Below are 19,932 nucleotides of genomic sequence, written 5' to 3' on the forward strand. Positions count from 1 at the left end.
CGCCCCGGCTGCTGAGAGTCGGCTGAGAGTGCGCGCGCCGAACCCCGGCCAGCCGCCATGATGGCACCCGTGAAGCCTCGGGTGCTGGTGGTCGACGACGAACTGGGGGTGCGCCGCGCCCTGCAACGCGGTCTCACCGCCGAGGGCATGGACGTGATGGTGGCCGCGGACGGCCCCAACGCCCTGCGCATGGCCCTGACCGGCGCGTTCGACGTGATCCTGCTCGACATCATGCTGCCCGGCCTGTCCGGCTACCGGGTGCTGGAGCGGCTGCGCGGCGAGGGCGTGCGCACCCCGGTGCTGCTGGTCTCGGCCAAGGACGGCGAGGTCGACCAGGCCGACGGGCTCGACCTGGGCGCGGACGGCTACCTGGTGAAGCCGTTCTCCTTCGTCGTGCTGGTCGCCCAGGTCAGGGCGGTGCTGCGGCGCGGGGCCGAGGACGGCCCCGGCCGCAGGCTGCGGCTGGGATCGCTGGTGGTCGACCGGGGCACCCGCGAGGTCACCTTCGACGACGAGCCGGTGGCGCTGAGCCCGCGCGAGTTCGCGGTGCTCGACGCGCTGGCCGGGCGCGCCGGGTCGGTCGTGACCAAGGACGAGCTGCTGCGGGCGGTCTGGGGCGACGAGCAGGCCGCCACCCGCAACGCCGTCGAGGTCTACGTGGGCTACCTGCGCCGCAAGCTCGACGCCGCGGGCGCCGACGGCATCGTGCGCACCGTGCGCGGCCACGGGTACCTGGCCTCGACCGCCGACATCGACGCCGCGATCGACCCGCCGCGCCCGCGGTGAGTCGTCGGACCCGGCGCCGCCGCAGCCTGCGCCGCCGCATCACCTTGCTGGCCACGGCGGTGACCGCGGTGGTGCTGGTCGGGCTGGCCCTGCTGAGCAGCCGCTTGATCGGCTCGCTGCTGGTGTCCTCGGCCGACGACGAACTGGCGCCCGCGCTGTCCTCCGCCGTCGCCGCGGTCAGCGCGGGGGACCCGGTCGTCCCGGCGTCGCCGAACTTCCAGACCCGCGTCCTCGACACCGCGGGCACGGCGGTCGACGGCGGCCCGCCGCCGCTGCTGTCGGCGGCCGACCTGCGCCGGGTCAAGGCCGCGCTGCCGGTGTCGCGCCTGGAGGACTCCCCGCCGACCCGCTGGCTGGGGACGGTGGCCACGGCCCCGGACGGCGCGCAGCGCGTGGTCGTCGTCGGCACCGGCCTGGTCGGGTTCTACCCGGCGCAGGGCGCCGCGCTGCGCTGGCTGCTCGTCGCCGCCGGGATCGCCGTCGCCGCCGCGGCCGCCGCCACCTGGTTCGCGGTCCGCTCGGCGATGCGCCCGGTGGGCAGGCTGCGCACCGCCGCCGCCGCCCTGGCCCCCGGCAAGCGCTTGCCCCTGCCCGAGGCGACCGAGCTGCACGCCCTGGCCGGGGCGCTCAACGACCTGCTGGCCCGCCGCGACGAGGCCGCCGACCGGCTGCGCCGCTTCACCGGCGACGCCGCGCACGAGCTGCGCTCCCCGGTGGCCTCCATCCGCGTGCAGGCCGAGGTCGCCGTCGAGCACCCGGACCCGTCGCTGTCCCAGGAGGTCCTCGCCGACGTCGCCGCCGAGTCGCGCAGGCTCTCCGCCCTGGTCGACGGCCTGCTCACGCTGGCCCGCTCGGACGCGGGCGAGCTGCCCCGCGCCACGTCGGTGGACCTCGGCGTCGCCGCCGCCGACGCCGCCACCCGCTGCCGGGTGGAGGACGGCCCCCGGATCGTCGTGCACCAGCCGCCGTCGTCGTGCTCGGTGCACGCCGCGCCCTCCGAGGTCGACCTGGTCCTGGACAACCTCCTGCGCAACGCCGTCCGGCACGCCAGGGCCCAGGTCGTGCTGACCGTCCTGCGGGTCGGCCGGGTGGTCAGGGTGGTCGTGGACGACGACGGCCACGGGATCGCCGAGGAGCACCGGGCCAAGGTGTTCGACCGCTTCTACCGGGTGCAGGATGACCGGGCGCGCAGCTCCGGCGGGACGGGGCTGGGGTTGGCGCTGGTGGCCGAGGTGGTGCGCAGGCGGGGGGGAGTCGTGCGGGTGGGGGAGTCGCCGGAGGGCGGGGCGCGGTTCCAGGTGTCCTGGTGGGCGGTGCGGTGAGCGTCCGCGACCTGTGGGAACAGGCCGAGCACGCGCAGCCCGTCGAACACGCGGTCCGCGTGGGCGGCCGGGCCGCCGTCGAGGAGCCCGGGGCCGAACAGCTCTCCGCGTGGCAGGCGGCCACCGGCCATGACCGGCCCGCCCGCGAGCGCCTCCTGGGCGGGATCGCGGGTGGGACCGCGCACGTGGTCGTCTCGGTCGCTGAGACGCCCGCGGGCGTGCGCCGGGTGGCGGTCGAGTGCGCGGACGGCATGTGCTCGCAGGTCGAACTGGGCAACGCGGCGGGCTTCGTTGAGGCCGCCCGGTTCCACTACCGGTCGGAAGTGGCGGGATGACTGTCGTGGCGGTGGCGCTGGTGCGCGACGGGCTCGTCCTGGCCCAGCAGCGGGCTTTCCCCGCTGAGGCCGCGGGGAAGTGGGAGTTCCCCGGCGGGCGCGTGGAGGCAGGCGAGTCCGATGTGGACGCCCTGGTCCGGGAGTGCGCCGAGGAACTGGGCTGTGTGGTGCGGGTGGGCGACTTCGTCAAGACCGTGCTCCTGCCCAGTGGCAGGGAGTTGCGGCTCTACGCGGGAGTCGCCGTCGAGGGGGAGCCCGAGGCGGTGGAGCACACCGCCGTGCGGTGGTTGTCGTCCGACGAGCTGGCGGCGGTGGACTGGCTGCCCGCCGACCTCGACTTCCTGGACGAGGTGCGGGCCCTCCTGGGGTAGGGGGACCCGCACCGCACCAGGGTTCAGCCGATCCCCGCCACGCGCAGCGCCGACGCCAGGCGGTGGGCGGCGCGCTCGGCCGCCCGGTCCGCCCCGGCCTTGCGGACGGCGTCCAGCTCGGCCGGGTCCGTCAGGATCTCCCTGGCCCGGGTCCGCACCGGCGCCAACTCCTCGACGACGGCCTCGGCCACGGCGTCCTTCAACGGCCCGTAGGCGGTGAAGCTCTCCGCCTCCGCCCGCGGCGAGGTGCCCCGGCAGGCGGCCAGGACCTCCAGCAGGTTCGACACCCCGGGCTGCTCGTCCGGCGCGTAGCGGACCCGCGCGAGGTTGTCGGTCTGCGCCCGGCGGACCTTGCGGACGATGAGGTCCGGTTCGTCGAGGACGAAGACCGTGCCCGCCGCGTCGGGGTTGGACTTGGACATCTTGCGGGTCGGGTCGGCCAGGTCGCGGATGCGCGCGCCGGTCGCCGGGGTCACCGCCCTCGGGACGGTGAAGACCTCGCCGTGGGTGGTGTTGAAGCGGCGGGCGAGGTCGCGGGCCAGTTCGACGTGCTGGGCCTGGTCGTCGCCGACCGGGACCTCGTCGGCGCCCTGCAGCAGGATGTCGGCGGCCATCAGGACCGGGTAGGTCAGCAGGCCCAGCCGCACCACCGACTGGCCGTCGGCCTTCTGCTTGAACTGGGTCATCCGGCTGGCCTCGCCGAACGAGCAGGTGCACTCCAGGACCCAGGTGAGGGCGCCCAGCTCGCGGACCAGGGCGCTCTGCACGAACACCGCCTCCGGCGCGATGCCCGTGGCCAGCAGGACCGCCAGCATCTCGTTGGTGCGGGCGCGCAGCCGCACCGGGTTGTAGGCGACCGTCATCGCGTGCAGGTCGCTGACGAAGTACAGGTCGTCCGGCGAGCCCTCGCGGGCCCAGCGGCGGGTCGCGCCGAGGTGGTTGCCCAACTGGGCGCGGTCGGACGGGGTGATGGCGGACAGGCGCGTCATCGCGGGGACTCCTCGGTCAGGACATGCCGCCCCCGGCCCCGAAAAGCCGACAGGCCGCCCGGGAGGGGCGGCCTGGATGTGTACAACGCACCGACAGGTCAGGGCCGCCTGGAGGCGGCCCACCACATGCCGGTGCGCGAGGTCACGCTGTGAGGGTAGCCGCTCACGCGGCCTTGGCGAAACCGGACTTGGCCCGCTTGAGCGCCACCAGCGGGCACTTCTTGCACCGGGGTTTGGAGCGGCAGCACTTCTGCTTGACCTTCCCGGCCTTCATCAGCAGCTTCACCGCTTCCGCCGGGGTGTCGGCGCGCCGCGCGGCCTTCTTGGCCGACTTGCCCTTCTTGCCCACGCGAACACCCCCCGTCCCGACCGGTTCAGGCTAGGTTAGCCCGGCCTTTGCCCGGCGTGGTCCTGGTCACAGGGCGGCGGGAGTTAGACTGGTCTGGCCAGAAGCAGCTTTGAAGAGGCTGCACCGGGCGCCCCCACCTGAGCAGCGCAGTCAACGCGGACAGCTGCGGGCCGCCCTCCCACTCCGCAATGAGGAACCAGGAGCACGCGCGTGCCCGCAGCGACCAGCACCCAGACCAGGACCGATCTTCGCAACGTGGCCATCGTCGCGCACGTCGACCACGGCAAGACCACCCTGGTCGACGCCATGCTGCGCCAGTCAGGAGCGTTCGAGGCCCGAGCCGAGCTCGTCGACCGGGTCATGGACTCCGGCGAACTCGAGCGGGAGAAGGGCATCACGATCCTGGCGAAGAACACCGCCGTGCGCCGCCAGACCCCCGACGGCCCGGTCGTGATCAACGTCGTCGACACCCCCGGCCACGCCGACTTCGGCGGCGAGGTCGAGCGCGGCCTGGCCATGGTCGACGGCGTCGTGCTGCTCGTCGACGCCTCCGAGGGCCCGCTGCCGCAGACCCGCTTCGTGCTGCGCAAGGCGCTGGCCTCGAAGCTGCCGGTGCTGCTGGTGGTGAACAAGGTCGACCGCCCCGACGCCCGCATCAGCGAGGTCGTCGAGGAGGCCCACGACCTGCTGCTCGAGCTGGCCTCCGAGGTCGACGACGTCGACGAGTCGGTGCTCGACCTGCCGGTCGTCTACGCCTCCGCCCGCGCGGGCCGCGCCAGCCTGAACCAGCCCGAGGACGGCGGCCTGCCCGACAGCGAGAACCTCGACCCGCTGTTCGACCTGCTGATGGACAAGATCCCGGCCCCGCTCGCCGACGTCGACAGCCCGCTGCGCGCGCTGGTCACCAACCTCGACGCGTCCAGCTTCCTCGGCCGCATCGCGCTCTGCCGCATCCACGCGGGCCGCCTGCGCAAGGGCCAGACCGTGGCCTGGATGCGCGAGGACGGCTCGCAGCAGAACGTGCGCATCACCGAGCTGCTGATCACCGAGGCCCTCGACCGCGTCCCCGCCGAGGAGGCGTCCGCGGGCGAGCTGGTCGCCATCGCGGGCATCCCGGACATCACCATCGGCGACACCCTCGCCGACCCGGAGAACCCGGGCGCGCTGCCCCGGCTCACCGTCGACGAGCCCGCCATCTCGATGACCATCGGCGTCAACACCTCGCCGCTGGCGGGCCGCAGCGGCGGCAGCAAGATCACCGCCCGGGTGCTCAAGAGCCGCTTGGACGCCGAGCTGGTCGGCAACGTCTCGGTCCGCGTGCTGCCCACCGAGCGCCCCGACGCCTGGGAGGTGCAGGGCCGCGGCGAGCTGGCGCTGGCCATCCTGGTCGAGCAGATGCGCCGCGAGGGCTTCGAGCTGACCGTCGGCAAGCCCGAGGTCGTCACCCGCACCATCGACGGCAAGCTGCACGAGCCGTTCGAGACGCTGACGATCGACTCCCCCGAGGAGCACCTGGGCGCGATCACCCAGCTCATGGCCGCCCGCAAGGGCCGCATGGACCACATGGCCGGGCACGGCGCGGGCCGCATCCGCCTGACCTTCACCGTCCCGTCGCGCGGCCTGATCGGCTTCCGCACCGCGTTCCTCACCGAGACCCGCGGCACCGGCATCGCCAACGCCATCTTCGAGGGCTACCACCCCTGGGCGGGCGAGATCCGCAGCCGCCACTCCGGCTCGTTGGTCGCCGACCGGCAGGGCCCGGTCACCGCGTACGCGATGCTGCAGCTCGCCGACCGCGGCACGTTCTTCGTCGAGCCGACCGCCGAGGTCTACGAGGGCATGGTCGTGGGCGAGAACCCGCGCGCCGAGGACCTCGACGTGAACGTCACCAAGGAGAAGAAGCTCACCAACATGCGCTCCTCCTCCGCCGACGTCATGGAGACGCTGGCCAGGCCGCGCAAGCTGAGCCTGGAAGAGGCGCTGGAGTTCTGCAACAACGACGAGTGCGTCGAGGTCGCCCCGGAGGCCGTGCGCGTGCGCAAGGTCATCCTGGACGCCACCACCCGCGGCCGCCAGCGCTCCCGCGACAAGGCCCGCGACCAGAAGTAGGCGCACGGAACCCCCACCCGGTCAGCCGCGTCTCCCGGGTGGGGGGACCGCTCCCCGGCCCGGTCTGGCAGCATGGCCCGACCGCACGGGCCGGGGGATCAGGCCGACTGGGAGGTGGGCGGTGCGCAGGACCGCGTTGCGGGTCGCGCTGGCCGGGGGGGCCGCGCTGCTCGCGCTGGCCGGGTGCACGAACGCGCCGCCGCCGCCGCTGGTCACCACCGAGATCGCCCGCACGGCGCCGACCAGCGAGCCCGACCTGGGCGAGGTCGTCATCGCCGTCGACAGCGTCGCGGGCGGCAACAACCCGCACAAGCTGGCCGACCAGTCCACCCTCACCACGGCGCTGGCCCAGGCCGCGCTGCCCTCGGTGTTCCGGCCCGGCCCGGACGGCACGCCCCGGCTCGACCGCACGCTGATGGTCTCCGCCGAGGTCACCGACGCCGAGCCCTACACCGTCACCTACCGGCTGCGGCCGCAGGCGTCCTGGTCCGACAGCGCCCCGATCGCCGCCGAGGACTTCGTCTACCTGTGGGAGCAGTTGCGCGCGGCCCCCGGCGTGGTCGACGGCGCGGGCTACCGGCTGATCTCCAACATCTCCGCCCGCGAGGCGGGCCGGGTCGTCGAGGTCACCTTCGAGCAGGCCTACCCCGGCTGGCGGTCGCTGTTCGCCAACCTGCTGCCCGTGCACCTGCTCAAGGACCTCCCCGGCGGCTGGGCCAACGCCCTGCGCGAGAGCTACCCGGTCTCCGGCGGCCCGTTCAACGTCCGATCCCTGGACCGCGACCGCGGTGAGGTCGTCCTGGAGCGCAACGACCGCTACTGGGACACCCCGGCCACCCTCGACCGGATCATCCTGCGCCGCGCCGACCTGGACGGGATCACCGGCGGGCTGCGCACCGGCAACAGCCAGCTCGCCCTGACCAGGCTCACCGACCGCGGCGCCACCGCGATGGCCGCCCTCGAGCCCGAGGTCACCATCGCCCAGGTGCCCCGGCCGTCGGTGGCCACCGTGCTGCTGCGCCCGGTCGGCGCCGCCATGGCCGACCAGCGGGTGCGCGCCGCGCTGAGCGCCCTGGTCGACCGGCAGGCGCTCATCTCGGCCGGGACCGGCGGCGGCCCCTCGGCGACCCAGGTCGCCAACGCCCAGGTCCAGGCCCCCAGCGCGCCCGGGTACCAGCCCACGCTGCCCGCGGGGGCGCTGGCGGGCGTGGACGCGGCCAGGGCCGAGGCGCTGTTCGCCGAGGCCGGGTTCGCCAAGGTCGACGGGGTCTGGGCGTTCGGGCAGACCCCGCTGGAGCTGGTGCTCGCCGCCCCGGAGGGCGATGAGGCGTACCTGGCCATCGCCAAGGAGCTGCAGAGGCAGTTGACCGCGGGCGGGGTGCGGACCCGGCTCGTGACGCCCTCCGGCGAGGAGCTCTACGGCGAGCTGCTGTCCGGGCGGCCGCAGTCCGGCGCGCGGGAGCCGGAGGTGCACCTCGTGGTCGGCCCGCAGCCCGCGGGCGGCGACCAGGCCACGCTGCCCGCCGTCCGGTTCGGCTGCCAGCCCGCCGACGACCCCGACGCGCCCGCGGTGGCCAACGCCTCCGGGCTGTGCGACGAGTCCGTGCAGGAGGCCGCGAGGGCCGCGCTCACCGGGCAGCGGCCGCTGCCCGACGTGCTGGCCGGGATCGAGCCCGAGCTGTGGGCGCAGGCGGTCGCGATCCCGCTGTTCCAGGAGGTCGACACGCTCGTGCAGCGCCGCGAGATGATCGGCGTCGACGCCGGGCCGCCGTTCGCCGGGCCGTTCGCCGGCGCGGCGGGCTGGGACCGGGCGGGCGGGTAGTCTGCTGCGTGCTCGGCGGTCTCCCGCCGGGCCGCCGCCCACCCGTGCGCCGAAGGGCTGACCCACCCGACATGCTCACCGCTGCACCCCGACTCCTGCTCGTCCACGCCCACCCCGACGACGAGAGCCTGACGACCGGCGGCACCATCGCCCGCTACGCCGCGGCAGGCGTCCAGGTGACCGTCGTGACCTGCACGCTCGGCGAGGAGGGCGAGGTCATCCCGCCGTCGCTGGCCGGGCTGGTCGCCGCCGAGTCCGACCAGTTGGGCGGCTACCGGGTGGGCGAGCTGCGGGCCGCGTGCGCCGCGCTGGGCGTCTCCGACCACCGCTACCTGGGGGGCATGGGCCGCTGGCGCGACTCCGGCATGGTCGGCACCGCCGCCGCCGCGGGCGTCCCGCGCGACCTGCACCCGCGCGCCTTCGCCGCGGGCGACCCCGACGAGCAGGCCGACCAGTTGGCCCAGGTCATCGCCGAGGTCGCACCCCAGGTCGTGATCACCTACGGCGCCGAGGGCGGCTACGGGCACCCCGACCACATCCGCGTGCACGACATCACCACCGCCGCGGTGTCCGGGGCCCCCGACGTGGTCCGCGTGTTCCACGCGGTCAACTCCGGCGCCGCGCTGGCCGAGGGCGTCGAGGCGCTGCGCGGGTTCGACGGCCTGCCGTGGCGGCTGCCCGGGGCGGACGACCTCCCGACCACCGACGACTCGCTGATCACGACCGTGGTCGACGTCGCCGACCACCTGCCCGCCAAGGTGCGGGCGCTGCGCGCGCACGCCACCCAGGTCTCGGTCTGGCGCGGCGACGGCGGTGAGCAGGCCTACTCGCTGAGCAACGCCATCGCCCTGCCGGTGCTCGACCGCGAGCACTACGTGCTGGCCAAGGGGCCCGCCGGGGCGGCGGCCGACCTGTTCGCCGGGCTGGTGCCCGCCGGGGCGGGGGCGAACCGGTGACCGGCGCGCAGCGGCTGCGCTACACCGGGCTGCTCGCCCTGAGCGCGCTCCTCGGCGTCTACGAGCTGTTCTTCCTCCCCCTGCGCCTGGACGGCACGGTGCTGCCGAACCTGGGCGCCGTCCCGTTCCCGGTCTCGGCGGTCGTCGCGGGCCTGACCATGCCGTGGCTGGTGACCCGGGCGAGCAAGATCAAGATGCGTCCCGCCGTAGCAGGCGGACCATTGTTCGCATGGCTGGCCACGCTGTTCGTGTTCGTCGTCTACGTGCCGGGCGGGGACCTCATCGTCATCGCCGACTGGCGCACCCTGCTGCTGCTCGTCGCCGGGGCGTTCCCGGCCACGATCAAGATCGGCGACGTGCTGGCCAAGGCGGCGGTGCAGCGCGCGGCCCAGACAGGCACGGGCAGCACCGGGGGGCGGTGACCGGTGGCTGAGGCGATCACCGACGAGCACGTGGTCAAGGTGCTGCGGCCGTTCGTGCGGGCCACTGCGCCGGTGCTGGGCGCGCTGCGCGAGTCCGACCCCCTCGGCCTGGTCCGCAAGGTCCTGCCCGCCGCGGCGGAGGTCACCGCCGACACCGCCCCGTCCGACGACGGCGCCGTCGAGCTGGCCGGGGTGGACAAGTCCAAGCGGGCCAAGCTGCTCGAGGGCCTGGAGAGCCTCAAGGTGCCGGGCACGACGGCGTGGGCGGACATGACCGTGGCCGACCGCGACGACTGGTGGGTCAACCGGGTCGGCCGGTTCACCGTGCTCATCGCCTCGGTCCCCGGCCTCGGCGGCGCGCTGGCCGACCGGCTGCCCATCCAGTCCGCCCTCGGCGCGGCGGGCCAGGGCCTGCTGCTCTCGGCGATGGCCGCCGAGCACGGCGTCACCGACCACGCCGACCGGGTGCGGCTGATCGCGGCCGTGCTGTTCGAGCGCGACATCGACCCGGCGCTGGCCGCGGGTGCGGACGACGGCGCCACCGACGAGCAGGAGGACGCCGCCACCGCCGAGCTGACGGAGGACCTCGACGCCGCGCACCGGGCGCACGGCAAGATCACCGTGAAGGCCGCCGCGCGCACCCTGTGGCGCTTCGGCCGGGTGCTGCTGGCGCTGGGCGACGAGCTGGACAAGCGCCCGCAGGGCAGGCTCTGGCACCGCGCGATCGGCGTCCTGCCCGTCGTCGGCATGGCCGCGGACTACCTCGGCGAACGCAGCGCCCTCAAGCGAGTGGCCAAGCGCGGCCGCCGCTGGCTCGACGATCAGGCAGGCACCCAGTAGCGGTACCGGTGCGACTCGGTGTAGCCCAGCGAGCCGTACAGCGCCAGCGCCCGCGCGTTGTGGACCGCCACCTGCAACACGCGGGTGATCGCGCCCCGCCCCGCCGCCCAGGCGTCCAGCGCGCCCAGGAGGTCCTTGGCGTGGCCCTTCCCGCGGTGGTCGGCCCGCACCTGCAGCACGCCGATGTGCAGGTGCCCGTCGACCACGCTGCCCCTGGCCGCGCCGATCAGCTCCCCGCCGCGGCTGATCGAGGCGAACCCGACCGTCCCGCCGGTCAGCACGGCCCGCTGCGCGGGTGTCGGCTCACCGCCGGTGATCAGCTCGAACCAGCCCGGCGGCGGGGTCTGGGCGACCTCGGCGGCCGTGTCCGCGGCGCCCGGCAGCGGTGAGGTCAGGACGGAGACCTCCGCGCCCTTGGGGTGGTCGAGGTTGACCTTCCAGCCCCGCGCGGGCAGCGCGCTGTCGACCGGGCCGCCCAGCACCGCCTGCACGGCCGGTGGGATGCCCTGCTCGTGGCTGAACGCCACCACCTCGGCCAACGCCTCCGCCAGGCCCGTCCCCGGGTCGCCGACGGCCAGCGCGCTGTTGGCCCGGCCGGTGTAGCCGTCCGCCGCGCGCAGCAGCCACTCGCCCAGCGGGCGGGCCACGACGGGTGGCCAGGCGCGCGCGCAGACCCGTTCCAGGGCGTTGGCAGTGCTCACCCACGGAGTCTGCATGTGACGTGTGACCTACATGGCACCGGGTGCGTCCGCCGCGCCGGGCGCGGGATACTGTCGTTCGTCGCGCATCCTCCCGAAGTGCGCGCGCTACACCACGAAGGAGCAGGAGAGCGCAGTGACCTACGTGATCGCCGAGCCCTGCGTCGACCTCCTCGACAAGGCGTGCATCGAGGAGTGCCCGGTCGACTGCATCTACGAGGGCGACCGGATGCTCTACATCCACCCCGACGAGTGCGTCGACTGCGGTGCCTGCGAGCCGGTGTGCCCCGTCGAGGCCATCTACTACGAGGACGACGTGCCGGACCAGTGGTCGGCCTACACCAAGGCCAACGTCGACTTCTTCGACGACCTCGGTTCCCCCGGCGGCGCCTCGAAGACGGGCAAGACCTCCGCCGACCCCGACTGGATCAAGGCCCTCGAGCCCCGGGGCGAGTGAGCTTCCCCGAACTCCCGGACTTCCCCTGGGACTCACTGGCCGACCACGCCGCACGGGCCCGGACGCACCCGGACGGCGTGGTCGACCTGTCGGTCGGCACACCGGTCGACCACGTTCCCCAGGTGGTCCAGGACGCCCTCACCTCGGCGTCGCACATCCCGGGGTACCCCACGACCCACGGCACGCCCGCCCTGCGCGAGGCGGCCGCGGGCGCGCTCGCGCGCAGGCACGGGGTGACCGTCGACCCGTCGGCGGTGCTGCCGACCATCGGCTCCAAGGAGCTGGTGGCCTGGCTGCCGACCCTGCTCGGCTGCCGGGACGGCGTCGTCGTCGTCCCCGAGCTGGCCTACCCGACCTACGACGTCGGCGCCCGGCTGGCGGGCGCGCGCGTGCTGCGCTCCGACGGCCTGACCGCCCTGGGCCCGGAGCGGCCCGCGCTGATCTGGCTGAACTCCCCGTCGAACCCCACCGGCCGGGTGCTGCCGGTCGAGCACCTGCGCAAGGTCGTGTCCTGGGCCAGGTCCCGGTCGGTCCCGGTGGTGTCCGACGAGTGCTACCTGGCCCTGGGCTGGGAGACCGAGCCGATCTCGCTCCTGCACCCCTCGATCTCCGACGGCGACCACACGGGCCTGCTGGCCGTGCACTCGCTGTCGAAGTCCTCGAGCCTGGCCGGCTACCGCGCCGGTTTCGTCACCGGCGACCCGGCACTGGTCAAGGGCCTGCTCGAGGTCCGCAAGCACGCGGGCATGATCGTCCCCCACCCCGTGCAGTCGGCCATGACCGCGGCCCTGGCCGACGACGCGCACGTGGCCGAGCAGAAGGCCCGCTTCCGCGCCCGCCGCGAGGTGCTCCGGCCCGCCCTGGAGCGGGCGGGCTTCACCATCGAGCACTCCGAGGCGGGCCTGTACCTCTGGTCCACCCGCGACGAAGCCGCCGACGACACCGTGTCCTGGCTGGCTTCCCTGGGCATCCTCGTCGCCCCGGGCACCTTCTACGGCCCCAAGGGCGCCAACCACGTCCGCGTCGCCCTCACCGCGACGGACGAGCGGATCGCCGCCGCCGCTACCCGCCTGGCGGGGTAGCAGGCCCAACGAGCCGCCAAAGCAAAGATTCCGCTCCTGTGGGCACCATCAGAGGTTGGACCACCACAGGATGTCCCGGGCCAGGTCCGACGCCAGGTGGTGGTACTCCGTGTGCGCTCCAGCGTCACCCCACCGGAACGGCAACCCGCCCAGCCCACCCCCGCACGCCGGGTCCTTCCGCCAGCAGATCGACAGCGCGCTCCACCCCCGGGGGAACGGCGGGATCTTGCTGAGCGCGATCGGGTTCTCCGGGAAGAAGCCGAAGTACAGGTGGTTGATCCCCCGAGCCAGGCCGGCCACCCCGTCGATGATCTGGTGCACCTCGTTGACCATCGGCAGGTTGAGGTCGTTGCTGGTGAAGTTGGGGTCGGCCAGCAACTGCACCCGCACCCGGGGATCGGGCGCTTCGTCCGCCAGGGCGCGGCGCACGACGTCCGAGCCCTGGGAGTAGCCGATCACCGCGATCTTGCTCCGCGGGCAGTACGACTTGAGCGCGGCCAGGTCCGAGCGCATCCGGCGCACGCCGTCGCGGACGCTCTCGGCGTAGGTGTGCACCAGGTCGGGGCGGCCCCAGCTCAGCTCCCACACCACGGCCGGGTAGCCGTTGCCCTGGGCGCTGACCTGCCCGGGGCGCAGCCGCTGCAGCTCGTCGACGATCGGCCCGATCTGCTTGCCGTAGGGGCCGGCCTCCTCGCTGCCGCGCACCGCGTAGACGTGCAGCGGCTTGCAGAACGTGCCCGTGGGCGCCGCTGTCCCGGACGGGGTGATGGTGAACAGCAGCGCTCCCGCGACCAGGACGGCGCCCAACGCCTGCACGAGCCTCATAAACTTAGAAATACTCCGGTACCCAGAGGGCGGCAATAGTCGGCGAAGAAAACCCGGGGCAATACGGGTGGGGTGACTAAAAGATCGCCTGGACCGCCGGTCGGTGATCCCGTACTATCCCGCGCTCACGCTGAGGAAGCGGTGGAGCACCTGGTGGCACCGGGTGATCTCCTCGACCGCGACGTTCTCCTGCTGGGTGTGGGCCAGCGAGGGGTCGCCCGGTCCGAAATTCACGGCCGGGATGCCGAGCGCGGAGAAGCGGGAAACGTCGGTCCAGCCCAGTTTCGCCACCGGCCGCGCCTGCGCGGCCGCGACCAGCTCCCGCGCGACCGGTGCGGACAGCCCCGGCAGGGCGCCGGGCGACATGTCCTCCAACTCGATCGCGTACCCGGGGAACAGCCCGCGCACGTGCGCCTCGGCCTCGGCGGGGGAGCGGTCCGGGGCGAACCGGAAGTTGACCTTGAGCACGGCCTCGTCCGGCACCACGTTGCCCGCGACACCGCCGCTGACGTGCACCGCCTGCAACCCCTCGCGGTAGGTGCACCCGTCGATCTCGACCGTGCGCGCCTCGTACTCGGCCAGCACCCGCAACGCGTCGGCCAGCGCGTGCACGGCGTTGACGCCCATCCACCCGCGCGCGGTGTGCGCCCGCGCCCCGGTCGCGCGCAGCACCGCGCGCAGCGTGCCCTGGCAGCCCGCCTCGATGCCCGCGCTGGTCGGCTCACAGACCACGGCCAGGTCGCCGCGCATCCAGTCCGGCAGCTCCCGCTCGACCCGGCCCAGGCCGTTGCGGTCGGCGGTGATCTCCTCGCAGTCGTAGAACAGGAACGTCAGGTCGTGCGCGGGCTCGACGACGGTGGCCGCGAGGTGCAGCATCACCGCGTCGCCGCCCTTCATGTCGACCGTGCCCAGCCCGTGCAGCACGCCGCCCTCGCGCCGCGAGGGCATGTTCCGGTTCTCCGGCACGGTGTCCAGGTGCCCGGCGAGCACCACCCGGGTGGGGCGGCCCAGGTTCGTCCTGGCCAGCACGGCGTTCCCGGAGCGCACGACCTCCAGGTGCGGGGCCTGCGCGCGCAGCGCCGCCTCCACGGCGTCGGCCAGTTCGGCCTCCTGCCCGGACTCGCTCGGGACGTCCACGAGGGTGGCGGTCAGGTCGACGGGGTCAGCGGTGAGATCGAGCACGGGCGACACGCTACCCCGGGCGCGCACCGGCTACCGTTGCCCCGTGAGCAGCGCAGCGATCGAAACGAAGGGCGCCGTCGGCGTCGGCCTCGCCACCGTCACCCCGGACGGCACCGTCCTCGACACCTGGTTCCCCGAGCCCCGCCTCGGCCGCCCGGACGTGCCGGGCACGCGGCGCCTGTCGGAGCACGAGGCCGTCGAGGCCCTGGGCGCGGGCGTGTCCTCGCTGCTGGGCCCGGACGCCGCCCGCGGCGTCGAGGTCATCGCGGTGCGCACCGGCGTCGACGACCTGGCGGCCCCGCCCGCCGACGCCCACGACGTCTACCTGCGCCTGCACCTGCTCTCGCACCGCCTGGTCCGCCCGCACGGGCAGAACCTCGACGGCGTGTTCGGCCTGCTGACCAACGTGGTGTGGACGAACCACGGCCCGTGCGCGGTGGAGGGCTTCGAGAAGACGCGGCTGGCCCTGCGCGCCCGCGGCCAGGTCACCGTGTTCGGAGTGGACAAGTTCCCGCGCATGGTCGACTACGTGACCCCCTCGGGCGTCCGCATCGCCGAGGCCGACCGGGTCCGCCTCGGCGCGCACCTGGCCGTGGGCACGACGGTCATGCACGAGGGCTTCGTGAACTACAACGCCGGGACCCTGGGCGCCTCCATGGTCGAGGGCCGCATCTCCGCCGGGGTCGTCGTCGGCGACGGGTCCGATGTGGGCGGTGGCGCGTCGATCATGGGCACGCTCTCCGGCGGCGGCAAGGACGTCATCTCGATCGGTGAGCGCTGCCTGCTCGGCGCCAACGGCGGCATCGGCATCTCCCTCGGCGACGACTGCGTGGTCGAGGCGGGCCTCTACGTCACCGCGGGCACCAAGGTCACCCTGGCCGACGGCACCACGGCCAAGGCGCGCGACCTGTCCGGCGAGTCCGGCCTGCTGTTCCGCCGCAACTCCACCACGGGCGCGGTCGAGGTCGTCCGCCGCGACGGCGGCGGCATCGAGCTCAACGCCGCCCTGCACGCCAACTAGTGGCTCGGCTCAGAGCGTTTGCCGTGTATCGGCGGGTCCACGGCGTGTCTGGGCGGGGCGCCGGAACGGCCGCGTACTGGTTGTACTCGGTTGTTTCGGCAACCCGGTCAGGCGCGTCGTGGGCGGGTCGAGACGGGGTGAACGTTCTGGGCCGGGCCACTAGCTACTCCGCGGCGACCTGGCGGACGACGGGCACGATGTCGTCCGCCAGGACGCCGCCGATGAAGAACGCCGCCACTCGGTGCCGCCGGTCGAGCACGAGCGTGGTCGGCACGGCGACGCCGCGGTACCTGCCCAGCCGCAGCAGGGTGCGCGCCGCCGGGTCGTAGATCGAGGGGTAGGGGACCGCGCGGTCCCGGGCGAAGTCCTCGGCGAACCCGCGGTCGTTGTCGCGCACGTCGATCCCCAGGAACCCCACGGGCAGCTCGGCCGTGGTCTCGTGCGCCGCCGCCAGCTCAACCGTCTCGGCGCGGCAGGGCCCGCACCACGCGCCCCAGACGTTGAGCACGACGGCCTCGTCGGCGAAGTCGGACAGCGACACGGTCGTGCCGGGGGCCAGCAGGCTGTCGCCGCTGATCCCCTCGACCAGCACCCGCTCGGCCGCCGGGATCAGCTTCCCGCCGGGATTGCCCACCGTCCCCGGTGGAGCGGGCGCCGAGCACCCCGCCAACGCGGCGCACACGGCGAGCGCCAGCATCCCCCTTGCCCGCATGGCCATTCCCCCATTCCCGGACCTCGATTTTACCGTGTGTTGGTTCCTGCCCCCGGTAGTGATCGCCCTAGACTCGTGGGGTGACTGATGAGCGTGTGCGGGACGACGACCACCGGGAGAAGCAGCGCGGGCCGGTGACCCTGCGGCGGGACCGCTCCGAGGAGGCGACCACCACCGACCAGCGGCTGCTGGACTCCCGGGGCCCCAGCGACTGGGTGCACACCGACCCGTGGCGGGTGCTGCGCATCCAGGCCGAGTTCGTCGAGGGCTTCGGCGCGCTCGCCGAGGTCCCGCGCGCGGTGACGGTGTTCGGCTCGGCGCGCACCGGCGAGGGCCACCCCGAGTACGAGTTGGGCCTGCGGATCGGCTCCGCGCTGGCCAAGGCCGGGTTCGCCTCGATCACCGGTGGCGGGCCGGGCGCGATGGAGGCGGTCAACCGGGGCGCGTCCGAGGCGGGCGGGGTCTCCATCGGCCTGGGCATCGAGCTGCCCTTCGAGCAGGGCCTCAACCGCTGGGTCGACCTCGGCGTGAACTTCCGCTACTTCTTCGCCCGCAAGACCATGTTCATCAAGTACTCGCAGGCCTTCATCTGCCTGCCCGGCGGCTTCGGCACCCTCGACGAGCTGTTCGAGGCGCTGACCCTGGTGCAGACCAAGAAGGTCACCAAGTTCCCCGTCGTCCTGTTCGGCACCGAGTACTGGCAGGGCCTCTACGACTGGCTGCGCGACTCCGTGCACGCGGGCGGCAAGATCGGTGAGAAGGACCTGGCCCTGCTCCACCTCACCGACGACGTCGACGACGCCGTCCGCGTCGTCGAAGAGGCCTACCAGGCCTGGAGCGACACCCACTGATGCACGCCGTCTGCGTCTACTGCGCCTCCAACTCCAACGTCCCCCGCCCCCACCTCGACCTGGCCGACGCCGTCGGCGCGGGCATCGCCGCCCGCGGCTGGTCCCTGGTCTGGGGCGGCTCCAGCGCGGCCATGATGGGCTCCGTGGCCCGAGCCGCCCGCCGCGGCGGCGCCACGACGGTCGGCGTGATCCCCCACGGCCTGGTGGCCCTGGAGGTCGCGGACCCCGACGCCGACGAACTGCACGTCGTCGACACGATGCGCGAGCGCAAGCGCGTCATGGACGACCGGTCGAACGCGTTCCTGGCGCTCCCCGGCGGGCTGGGGACGCTGGAGGAGCTCTTCGAGGTCTGGACGTCCCGGTACCTGGGGATGCACACGAGGCCGGTCGTCCTGCTCGACCCGGACGACCACTACGCGGGCCTGCTCGAGTGGTGCCGCGGATTGACCGCCAAGGGCTTCGTGAACCCGGCCTCACTGGACTTCCTGACCATCACCCGAACAGTCGACGAGGCCCTGGACGCCCTCCGCCCCGCCTGACCCCACGTCCAACTCCGCCACCCACGCCACTGCGCTGGGCAACCAATTCGGCGCCATTTCCCATCACCGCTGGCCTGCCCTGTGACGGCCGAGCCCAGTTCATCGCGCCCTCGCGCGCGACACCAAACCCCACCACTCCACTGGGGGCGGCCCGTGGCCCATTCTACCGGGTCGCCCCCGATTTCACCCCGAAGTCGATCATGTCTGTGGACAACTCCGCCGGGTGTCCACAGGGGCCGGGGGTTGGTGATGGTGGGTTGATCTACGGGCAGGCCGAGGTGAGCGACGGCCGGATTGGCGTATCTCGGATTCACCGACTGGAACCCGGTGAGTGGGGACAGTCCACCCAGGGGGACTCGCGAGGCAGGCTTCAGGCGGCGGGGCGCTTGTGGTAGCTGTCGACGTATTCCTGGCCGGACAGTTCCATCAGGGCGTACATGACCTCGTCGGTCACCGCGCGGCGGATCGGCAGGGAGTTGCCGAGGCCGTTGTAGCGGGAGAAGTCCAGGGGCTCGCCGAAGACGACCTTGATGCGGTGGGGGCGGGGGACCTTGGTGCCCCGGGGTTGGACCTTGTCGGTGCCGACCAGGGCGACCGGGACCACGCGGGCGCGGTGCTCCAGGGCGAGTTGGGCGACGCCGGTACGGCCGCGGTGGAGCTTGCCGTCGAGGGAGCGGGTGCCCTCGGGGTGGATGGCGAAGGCCTCGCCGCGGTCCAGGACGGCGCCCGCGACCTCAAGGGACTCCAGCGCGGCGCGGCTGTTGTCGCGCTGGACCGGGATGGCGCCGAGGGCGCGGAAGAGGACGGCGGTGAGCTTGCCGCGGGGGCCGGTGCCGGTGAAGTACTCCGACTTGGCCAGGAAGGCGACCTTGCGCGGCAGCATCAGCGGGACCACGAAGCTGTCGACGACAGCCAGGTGGTTGATGGCCAGGATGACCGGGCCGGTGGTGGGGACCTGGTTGGCGCCCACCACGGTTGGCCGGAGGTACAGCCTCGCGAGGAACGACAGCACCGAACGCAGCGCGCGGTAGAACACGGCGATCCCTCCTAGGACGTCACCACCACTGTAGACCGGGCGCGGCGGGGCGTGGCCGGGTGGCGACCACGCTCACCACCCCGGGTGACACCCTGCGGCGGGCGGTCGACATGGCACCATCGGCACCCGTGGACACCCTGAGCTTCGGCGCCCGCCGGGTCGCGCCAGACCGCGCGCTGGTGATGGCGATCGTCAACCGGACCAGGGACTCCTTCTACGACGGCGGCGCCACCTTCGCCGAGGGGCCCGCGCTGGCCGCGGTGGACCGGGCGGTGGCCGACGGGGCCGACATCGTCGACATCGGCGGGGTGCGGGCCGGCGCGCACGGCGAGGTCGTCGACGCCGACGAGGAGGCGCGGCGGGTGGTGCCGTTCGTGGCCGCCGTGCGCGAGCGCCACCCCGACCTGGTCGTCAGCGTCGACACCTGGCGGGCCGAGGTGGGCAGGCAGGTGTGCGCCGCGGGCGCCGACCTGATCAACGACACCTGGGCGGGTGCGGACCCCGGTCTGGCCGAGGTCGCCGCCGAGTTCGGCGTCGGCATCGTCTGCTCGCACACCGGCGGCGCCGTGCCGCGCACCGACCCGCACCGCGTGCGCTACACCGACGTCGTCGCCGAGGTGGTCGCGGAGCTGGTCGAGCGCGCGGAGCGGATGGTCGCCATCGGCGTCCCGCGCGCGGGCGTCCTCATCGACCCGACGCACGACTTCGGCAAGAACACCTGGCACGGCCTGGAACTGCTGCGCAGGCTCGACGAGCTGGTCGGCACCGGCTGGCCGGTGCTGATGGCCCTGTCCAACAAGGACTTCATCGGCGAGACCCTCGGCGTCGGGGTGCAGGACCGGATCGAGGGCACCCTCGCCGCCACCGCCGTTGCCGCCCGCGCCGGGGCCAGGGTGTTCCGCGCCCACCAGGTCCGCGAGACCCGCCGGGTGGTGGAGATGGTGGCCAGCATCAACGGCACCCGCCCGCCACACCGCGCGGTCCGGGCACTGGCGTGAGCGCGGGCGGGCGGCGCGCTGCTTGGCCGGGTTGCGGCGTGGGTGCGTTGGGGCAGGTCAGGAGTCTCCGCCGAGGCTGTGTGATTGGCCGGGGGCGCCTTTCAGGCAGGGGTCGGCCTGCTCTTGCCGCGCGTCAGCCGGTGGGTTTGTCGCGGGGTGTGCGGGTTGGCGGGCGGCGCGCCGTTCGGTTGGGTGCGGTTGGGTGCTCTGGTCGGCCCGGTGTGGGGTGG

22 protein-coding genes are annotated in these 19,932 nt (G+C 73.8%); 15 read left to right on the plus strand and 7 right to left on the minus strand.

Annotated elements, in window-relative coordinates:
* Positions 1–57 precede the first annotated feature (57 nt).
* The 4 genes from GCL84_RS08455 to GCL84_RS08470 are packed head-to-tail and all read left to right on the plus strand — an operon-like array spanning position 58 to position 2,814.
* The gene (locus tag GCL84_RS08455; protein WP_197523100.1) at positions 58–786 is read left to right on the plus strand and encodes a response regulator transcription factor; all 729 of its coding nucleotides are present in this window, start codon (positions 58–60) and stop codon (positions 784–786) included.
* Positions 783–2,108, plus strand: a complete 1,326-nt coding sequence (locus GCL84_RS08460; protein WP_156754818.1) for a sensor histidine kinase — start codon at positions 783–785, stop codon at positions 2,106–2,108. The genes GCL84_RS08455 and GCL84_RS08460 overlap by 4 nt, the downstream gene beginning before the upstream one ends.
* The gene (locus GCL84_RS08465) at positions 2,093–2,443 is read left to right on the plus strand and encodes a hypothetical protein (RefSeq protein WP_156754819.1); all 351 of its coding nucleotides are present in this window, start codon (positions 2,093–2,095) and stop codon (positions 2,441–2,443) included. The genes GCL84_RS08460 and GCL84_RS08465 overlap by 16 nt, the downstream gene beginning before the upstream one ends.
* Positions 2,440–2,814: a (deoxy)nucleoside triphosphate pyrophosphohydrolase gene (locus GCL84_RS08470; protein ID WP_156754820.1), complete on the plus strand. Its 375-nt coding sequence runs from the start codon at positions 2,440–2,442 to the stop codon at positions 2,812–2,814. Before GCL84_RS08465 ends, GCL84_RS08470 begins: the two co-directional genes overlap by 4 nt.
* A gap of 23 nt (positions 2,815–2,837) precedes the next feature.
* On the opposite strand, the gene trpS is transcribed toward GCL84_RS08470, so the two are convergent.
* Complete coding sequence (gene trpS / locus GCL84_RS08475) at positions 2,838–3,803, minus strand: tryptophan--tRNA ligase (RefSeq protein ID WP_156754821.1); 966 nt, start codon at positions 3,801–3,803, stop codon at positions 2,838–2,840.
* Positions 3,804–3,966: 163 nt separating this feature from the next.
* The gene (locus tag GCL84_RS08480) at positions 3,967–4,152 is read right to left on the minus strand and encodes a hypothetical protein (protein ID WP_156754822.1); all 186 of its coding nucleotides are present in this window, start codon (positions 4,150–4,152) and stop codon (positions 3,967–3,969) included.
* Positions 4,153–4,362: 210 nt separating this feature from the next.
* Here GCL84_RS08480 and typA point away from each other — a divergent pair, with 210 nt between their 5' ends.
* From typA to GCL84_RS08505, 5 genes are all read left to right on the plus strand, one after another.
* Positions 4,363–6,261, plus strand: a complete 1,899-nt coding sequence (gene typA, locus GCL84_RS08485) for a translational GTPase TypA (protein ID WP_156754823.1) — start codon at positions 4,363–4,365, stop codon at positions 6,259–6,261.
* 121 nt (positions 6,262–6,382) lie between these two features.
* Positions 6,383–8,083 carry an ABC transporter family substrate-binding protein gene (locus GCL84_RS08490; protein ID WP_235926083.1) on the plus strand — a complete coding sequence of 567 codons (1,701 nt, stop codon included), beginning with the start codon at positions 6,383–6,385 and terminating at the stop codon, positions 8,081–8,083.
* A 71-nt stretch (positions 8,084–8,154) separates the two neighbouring features.
* A complete protein-coding gene (mshB, locus tag GCL84_RS08495; protein WP_156754824.1) occupies positions 8,155–9,039 on the plus strand; it encodes an N-acetyl-1-D-myo-inositol-2-amino-2-deoxy-alpha-D-glucopyranoside deacetylase in 885 nt (294 codons plus the stop codon).
* A complete protein-coding gene (locus GCL84_RS08500; RefSeq protein WP_156754825.1) occupies positions 9,036–9,461 on the plus strand; it encodes a hypothetical protein in 426 nt (141 codons plus the stop codon). The genes mshB and GCL84_RS08500 overlap by 4 nt, the downstream gene beginning before the upstream one ends.
* 3 nt (positions 9,462–9,464) lie before the next feature.
* Entirely contained in the window at positions 9,465–10,301 is an 837-nt protein-coding gene (locus GCL84_RS08505; RefSeq protein WP_156754826.1) for a hypothetical protein, read from the plus strand.
* On the opposite strand, the gene GCL84_RS08510 is transcribed toward GCL84_RS08505, so the two are convergent.
* On the minus strand, positions 10,283–11,002 hold the full coding sequence (locus GCL84_RS08510; protein WP_235926084.1) for a GNAT family N-acetyltransferase: 720 nt from the start codon (positions 11,000–11,002) through the stop codon (positions 10,283–10,285). The genes GCL84_RS08505 and GCL84_RS08510 overlap by 19 nt on opposite strands.
* Positions 11,003–11,135: 133 nt before the next feature.
* On the opposite strand from GCL84_RS08510, the gene fdxA reads away from it, so the two are divergent.
* Together fdxA and dapC are read left to right on the plus strand one after the other, a co-directional pair.
* Positions 11,136–11,456, plus strand: a complete 321-nt coding sequence (gene fdxA / locus GCL84_RS08515) for a ferredoxin (RefSeq protein ID WP_156754828.1) — start codon at positions 11,136–11,138, stop codon at positions 11,454–11,456.
* On the plus strand, positions 11,453–12,538 hold the full coding sequence (gene dapC / locus GCL84_RS08520) for a succinyldiaminopimelate transaminase (protein WP_156754829.1): 1,086 nt from the start codon (positions 11,453–11,455) through the stop codon (positions 12,536–12,538). The genes fdxA and dapC overlap by 4 nt, the downstream gene beginning before the upstream one ends.
* Before the next feature lie 48 nt (positions 12,539–12,586).
* Here dapC and GCL84_RS08525 read toward each other — a convergent pair whose 3' ends face one another.
* Both GCL84_RS08525 and dapE read right to left on the minus strand, forming a co-directional pair.
* Positions 12,587–13,363, minus strand: coding sequence for a cutinase family protein (locus GCL84_RS08525; protein ID WP_156754830.1), 777 nt, complete (start codon positions 13,361–13,363; stop codon positions 12,587–12,589).
* Positions 13,364–13,477: 114 nt separating this feature from the next.
* A complete protein-coding gene (dapE, locus tag GCL84_RS08530; protein ID WP_156754831.1) occupies positions 13,478–14,554 on the minus strand; it encodes a succinyl-diaminopimelate desuccinylase in 1,077 nt (358 codons plus the stop codon).
* 34 nt (positions 14,555–14,588) lie between these two features.
* Between dapE and dapD the strand changes: the two genes are divergently transcribed.
* Entirely contained in the window at positions 14,589–15,566 is a 978-nt protein-coding gene (gene dapD / locus GCL84_RS08535; RefSeq protein WP_156754832.1) for a 2,3,4,5-tetrahydropyridine-2,6-dicarboxylate N-succinyltransferase, read from the plus strand.
* A gap of 163 nt (positions 15,567–15,729) precedes the next feature.
* Here dapD and GCL84_RS08540 read toward each other — a convergent pair whose 3' ends face one another.
* Positions 15,730–16,278, minus strand: coding sequence for a TlpA disulfide reductase family protein (locus GCL84_RS08540; protein ID WP_156754833.1), 549 nt, complete (start codon positions 16,276–16,278; stop codon positions 15,730–15,732).
* Positions 16,279–16,358: 80 nt separating this feature from the next.
* Between GCL84_RS08540 and GCL84_RS08545 the strand changes: the two genes are divergently transcribed.
* Together GCL84_RS08545 and GCL84_RS08550 are read left to right on the plus strand one after the other, a co-directional pair.
* Complete coding sequence (locus GCL84_RS08545) at positions 16,359–17,129, plus strand: LOG family protein (protein WP_156754834.1); 771 nt, start codon at positions 16,359–16,361, stop codon at positions 17,127–17,129.
* Complete coding sequence (locus tag GCL84_RS08550) at positions 17,129–17,668, plus strand: LOG family protein (RefSeq protein WP_156754835.1); 540 nt, start codon at positions 17,129–17,131, stop codon at positions 17,666–17,668. The genes GCL84_RS08545 and GCL84_RS08550 overlap by 1 nt, the downstream gene beginning before the upstream one ends.
* Before the next feature lie 370 nt (positions 17,669–18,038).
* Here the strand turns inward: GCL84_RS08550 and GCL84_RS08555 are convergent, their stop codons facing one another.
* Positions 18,039–18,704, minus strand: a complete 666-nt coding sequence (locus GCL84_RS08555) for a lysophospholipid acyltransferase family protein (protein ID WP_156754836.1) — start codon at positions 18,702–18,704, stop codon at positions 18,039–18,041.
* Between the two features lie 110 nt (positions 18,705–18,814).
* On the opposite strand from GCL84_RS08555, the gene folP reads away from it, so the two are divergent.
* Positions 18,815–19,702 carry a dihydropteroate synthase gene (gene folP / locus GCL84_RS08560; protein ID WP_156754853.1) on the plus strand — a complete coding sequence of 296 codons (888 nt, stop codon included), beginning with the start codon at positions 18,815–18,817 and terminating at the stop codon, positions 19,700–19,702.
* Positions 19,703–19,932 lie beyond the last annotated feature (230 nt).

This window comes from Actinokineospora pegani (assembly GCF_009745975.1).
Taxonomy (GTDB): domain Bacteria; phylum Actinomycetota; class Actinomycetes; order Mycobacteriales; family Pseudonocardiaceae; genus Actinokineospora; species Actinokineospora pegani.

Bases quoted from the DNA above. Each gene is read 5' to 3' on its own strand.
- GCL84_RS08455 (WP_197523100.1), top strand. From the start codon at position 58: ATGATGGCACCCGTGAAGCCTCGGGTGCTGGTGGTCGACGACGAACTG.
- GCL84_RS08470 (WP_156754820.1), top strand. From the start codon at position 2,440: ATGACTGTCGTGGCGGTGGCGCTGGTGCGCGACGGGCTCGTCCTGGCC.
- trpS (WP_156754821.1), bottom strand. From the start codon at position 3,803: ATGACGCGCCTGTCCGCCATCACCCCGTCCGACCGCGCCCAGTTGGGC.
- mshB (WP_156754824.1), top strand. From the start codon at position 8,155: ATGCTCACCGCTGCACCCCGACTCCTGCTCGTCCACGCCCACCCCGAC.
- GCL84_RS08525 (WP_156754830.1), bottom strand. From the start codon at position 13,363: ATGAGGCTCGTGCAGGCGTTGGGCGCCGTCCTGGTCGCGGGAGCGCTG.
- GCL84_RS08540 (WP_156754833.1), bottom strand. From the start codon at position 16,278: ATGCGGGCAAGGGGGATGCTGGCGCTCGCCGTGTGCGCCGCGTTGGCG.
- GCL84_RS08550 (WP_156754835.1), top strand. From the start codon at position 17,129: ATGCACGCCGTCTGCGTCTACTGCGCCTCCAACTCCAACGTCCCCCGC.
- folP (WP_156754853.1), top strand. From the start codon at position 18,815: ATGGCACCATCGGCACCCGTGGACACCCTGAGCTTCGGCGCCCGCCGG.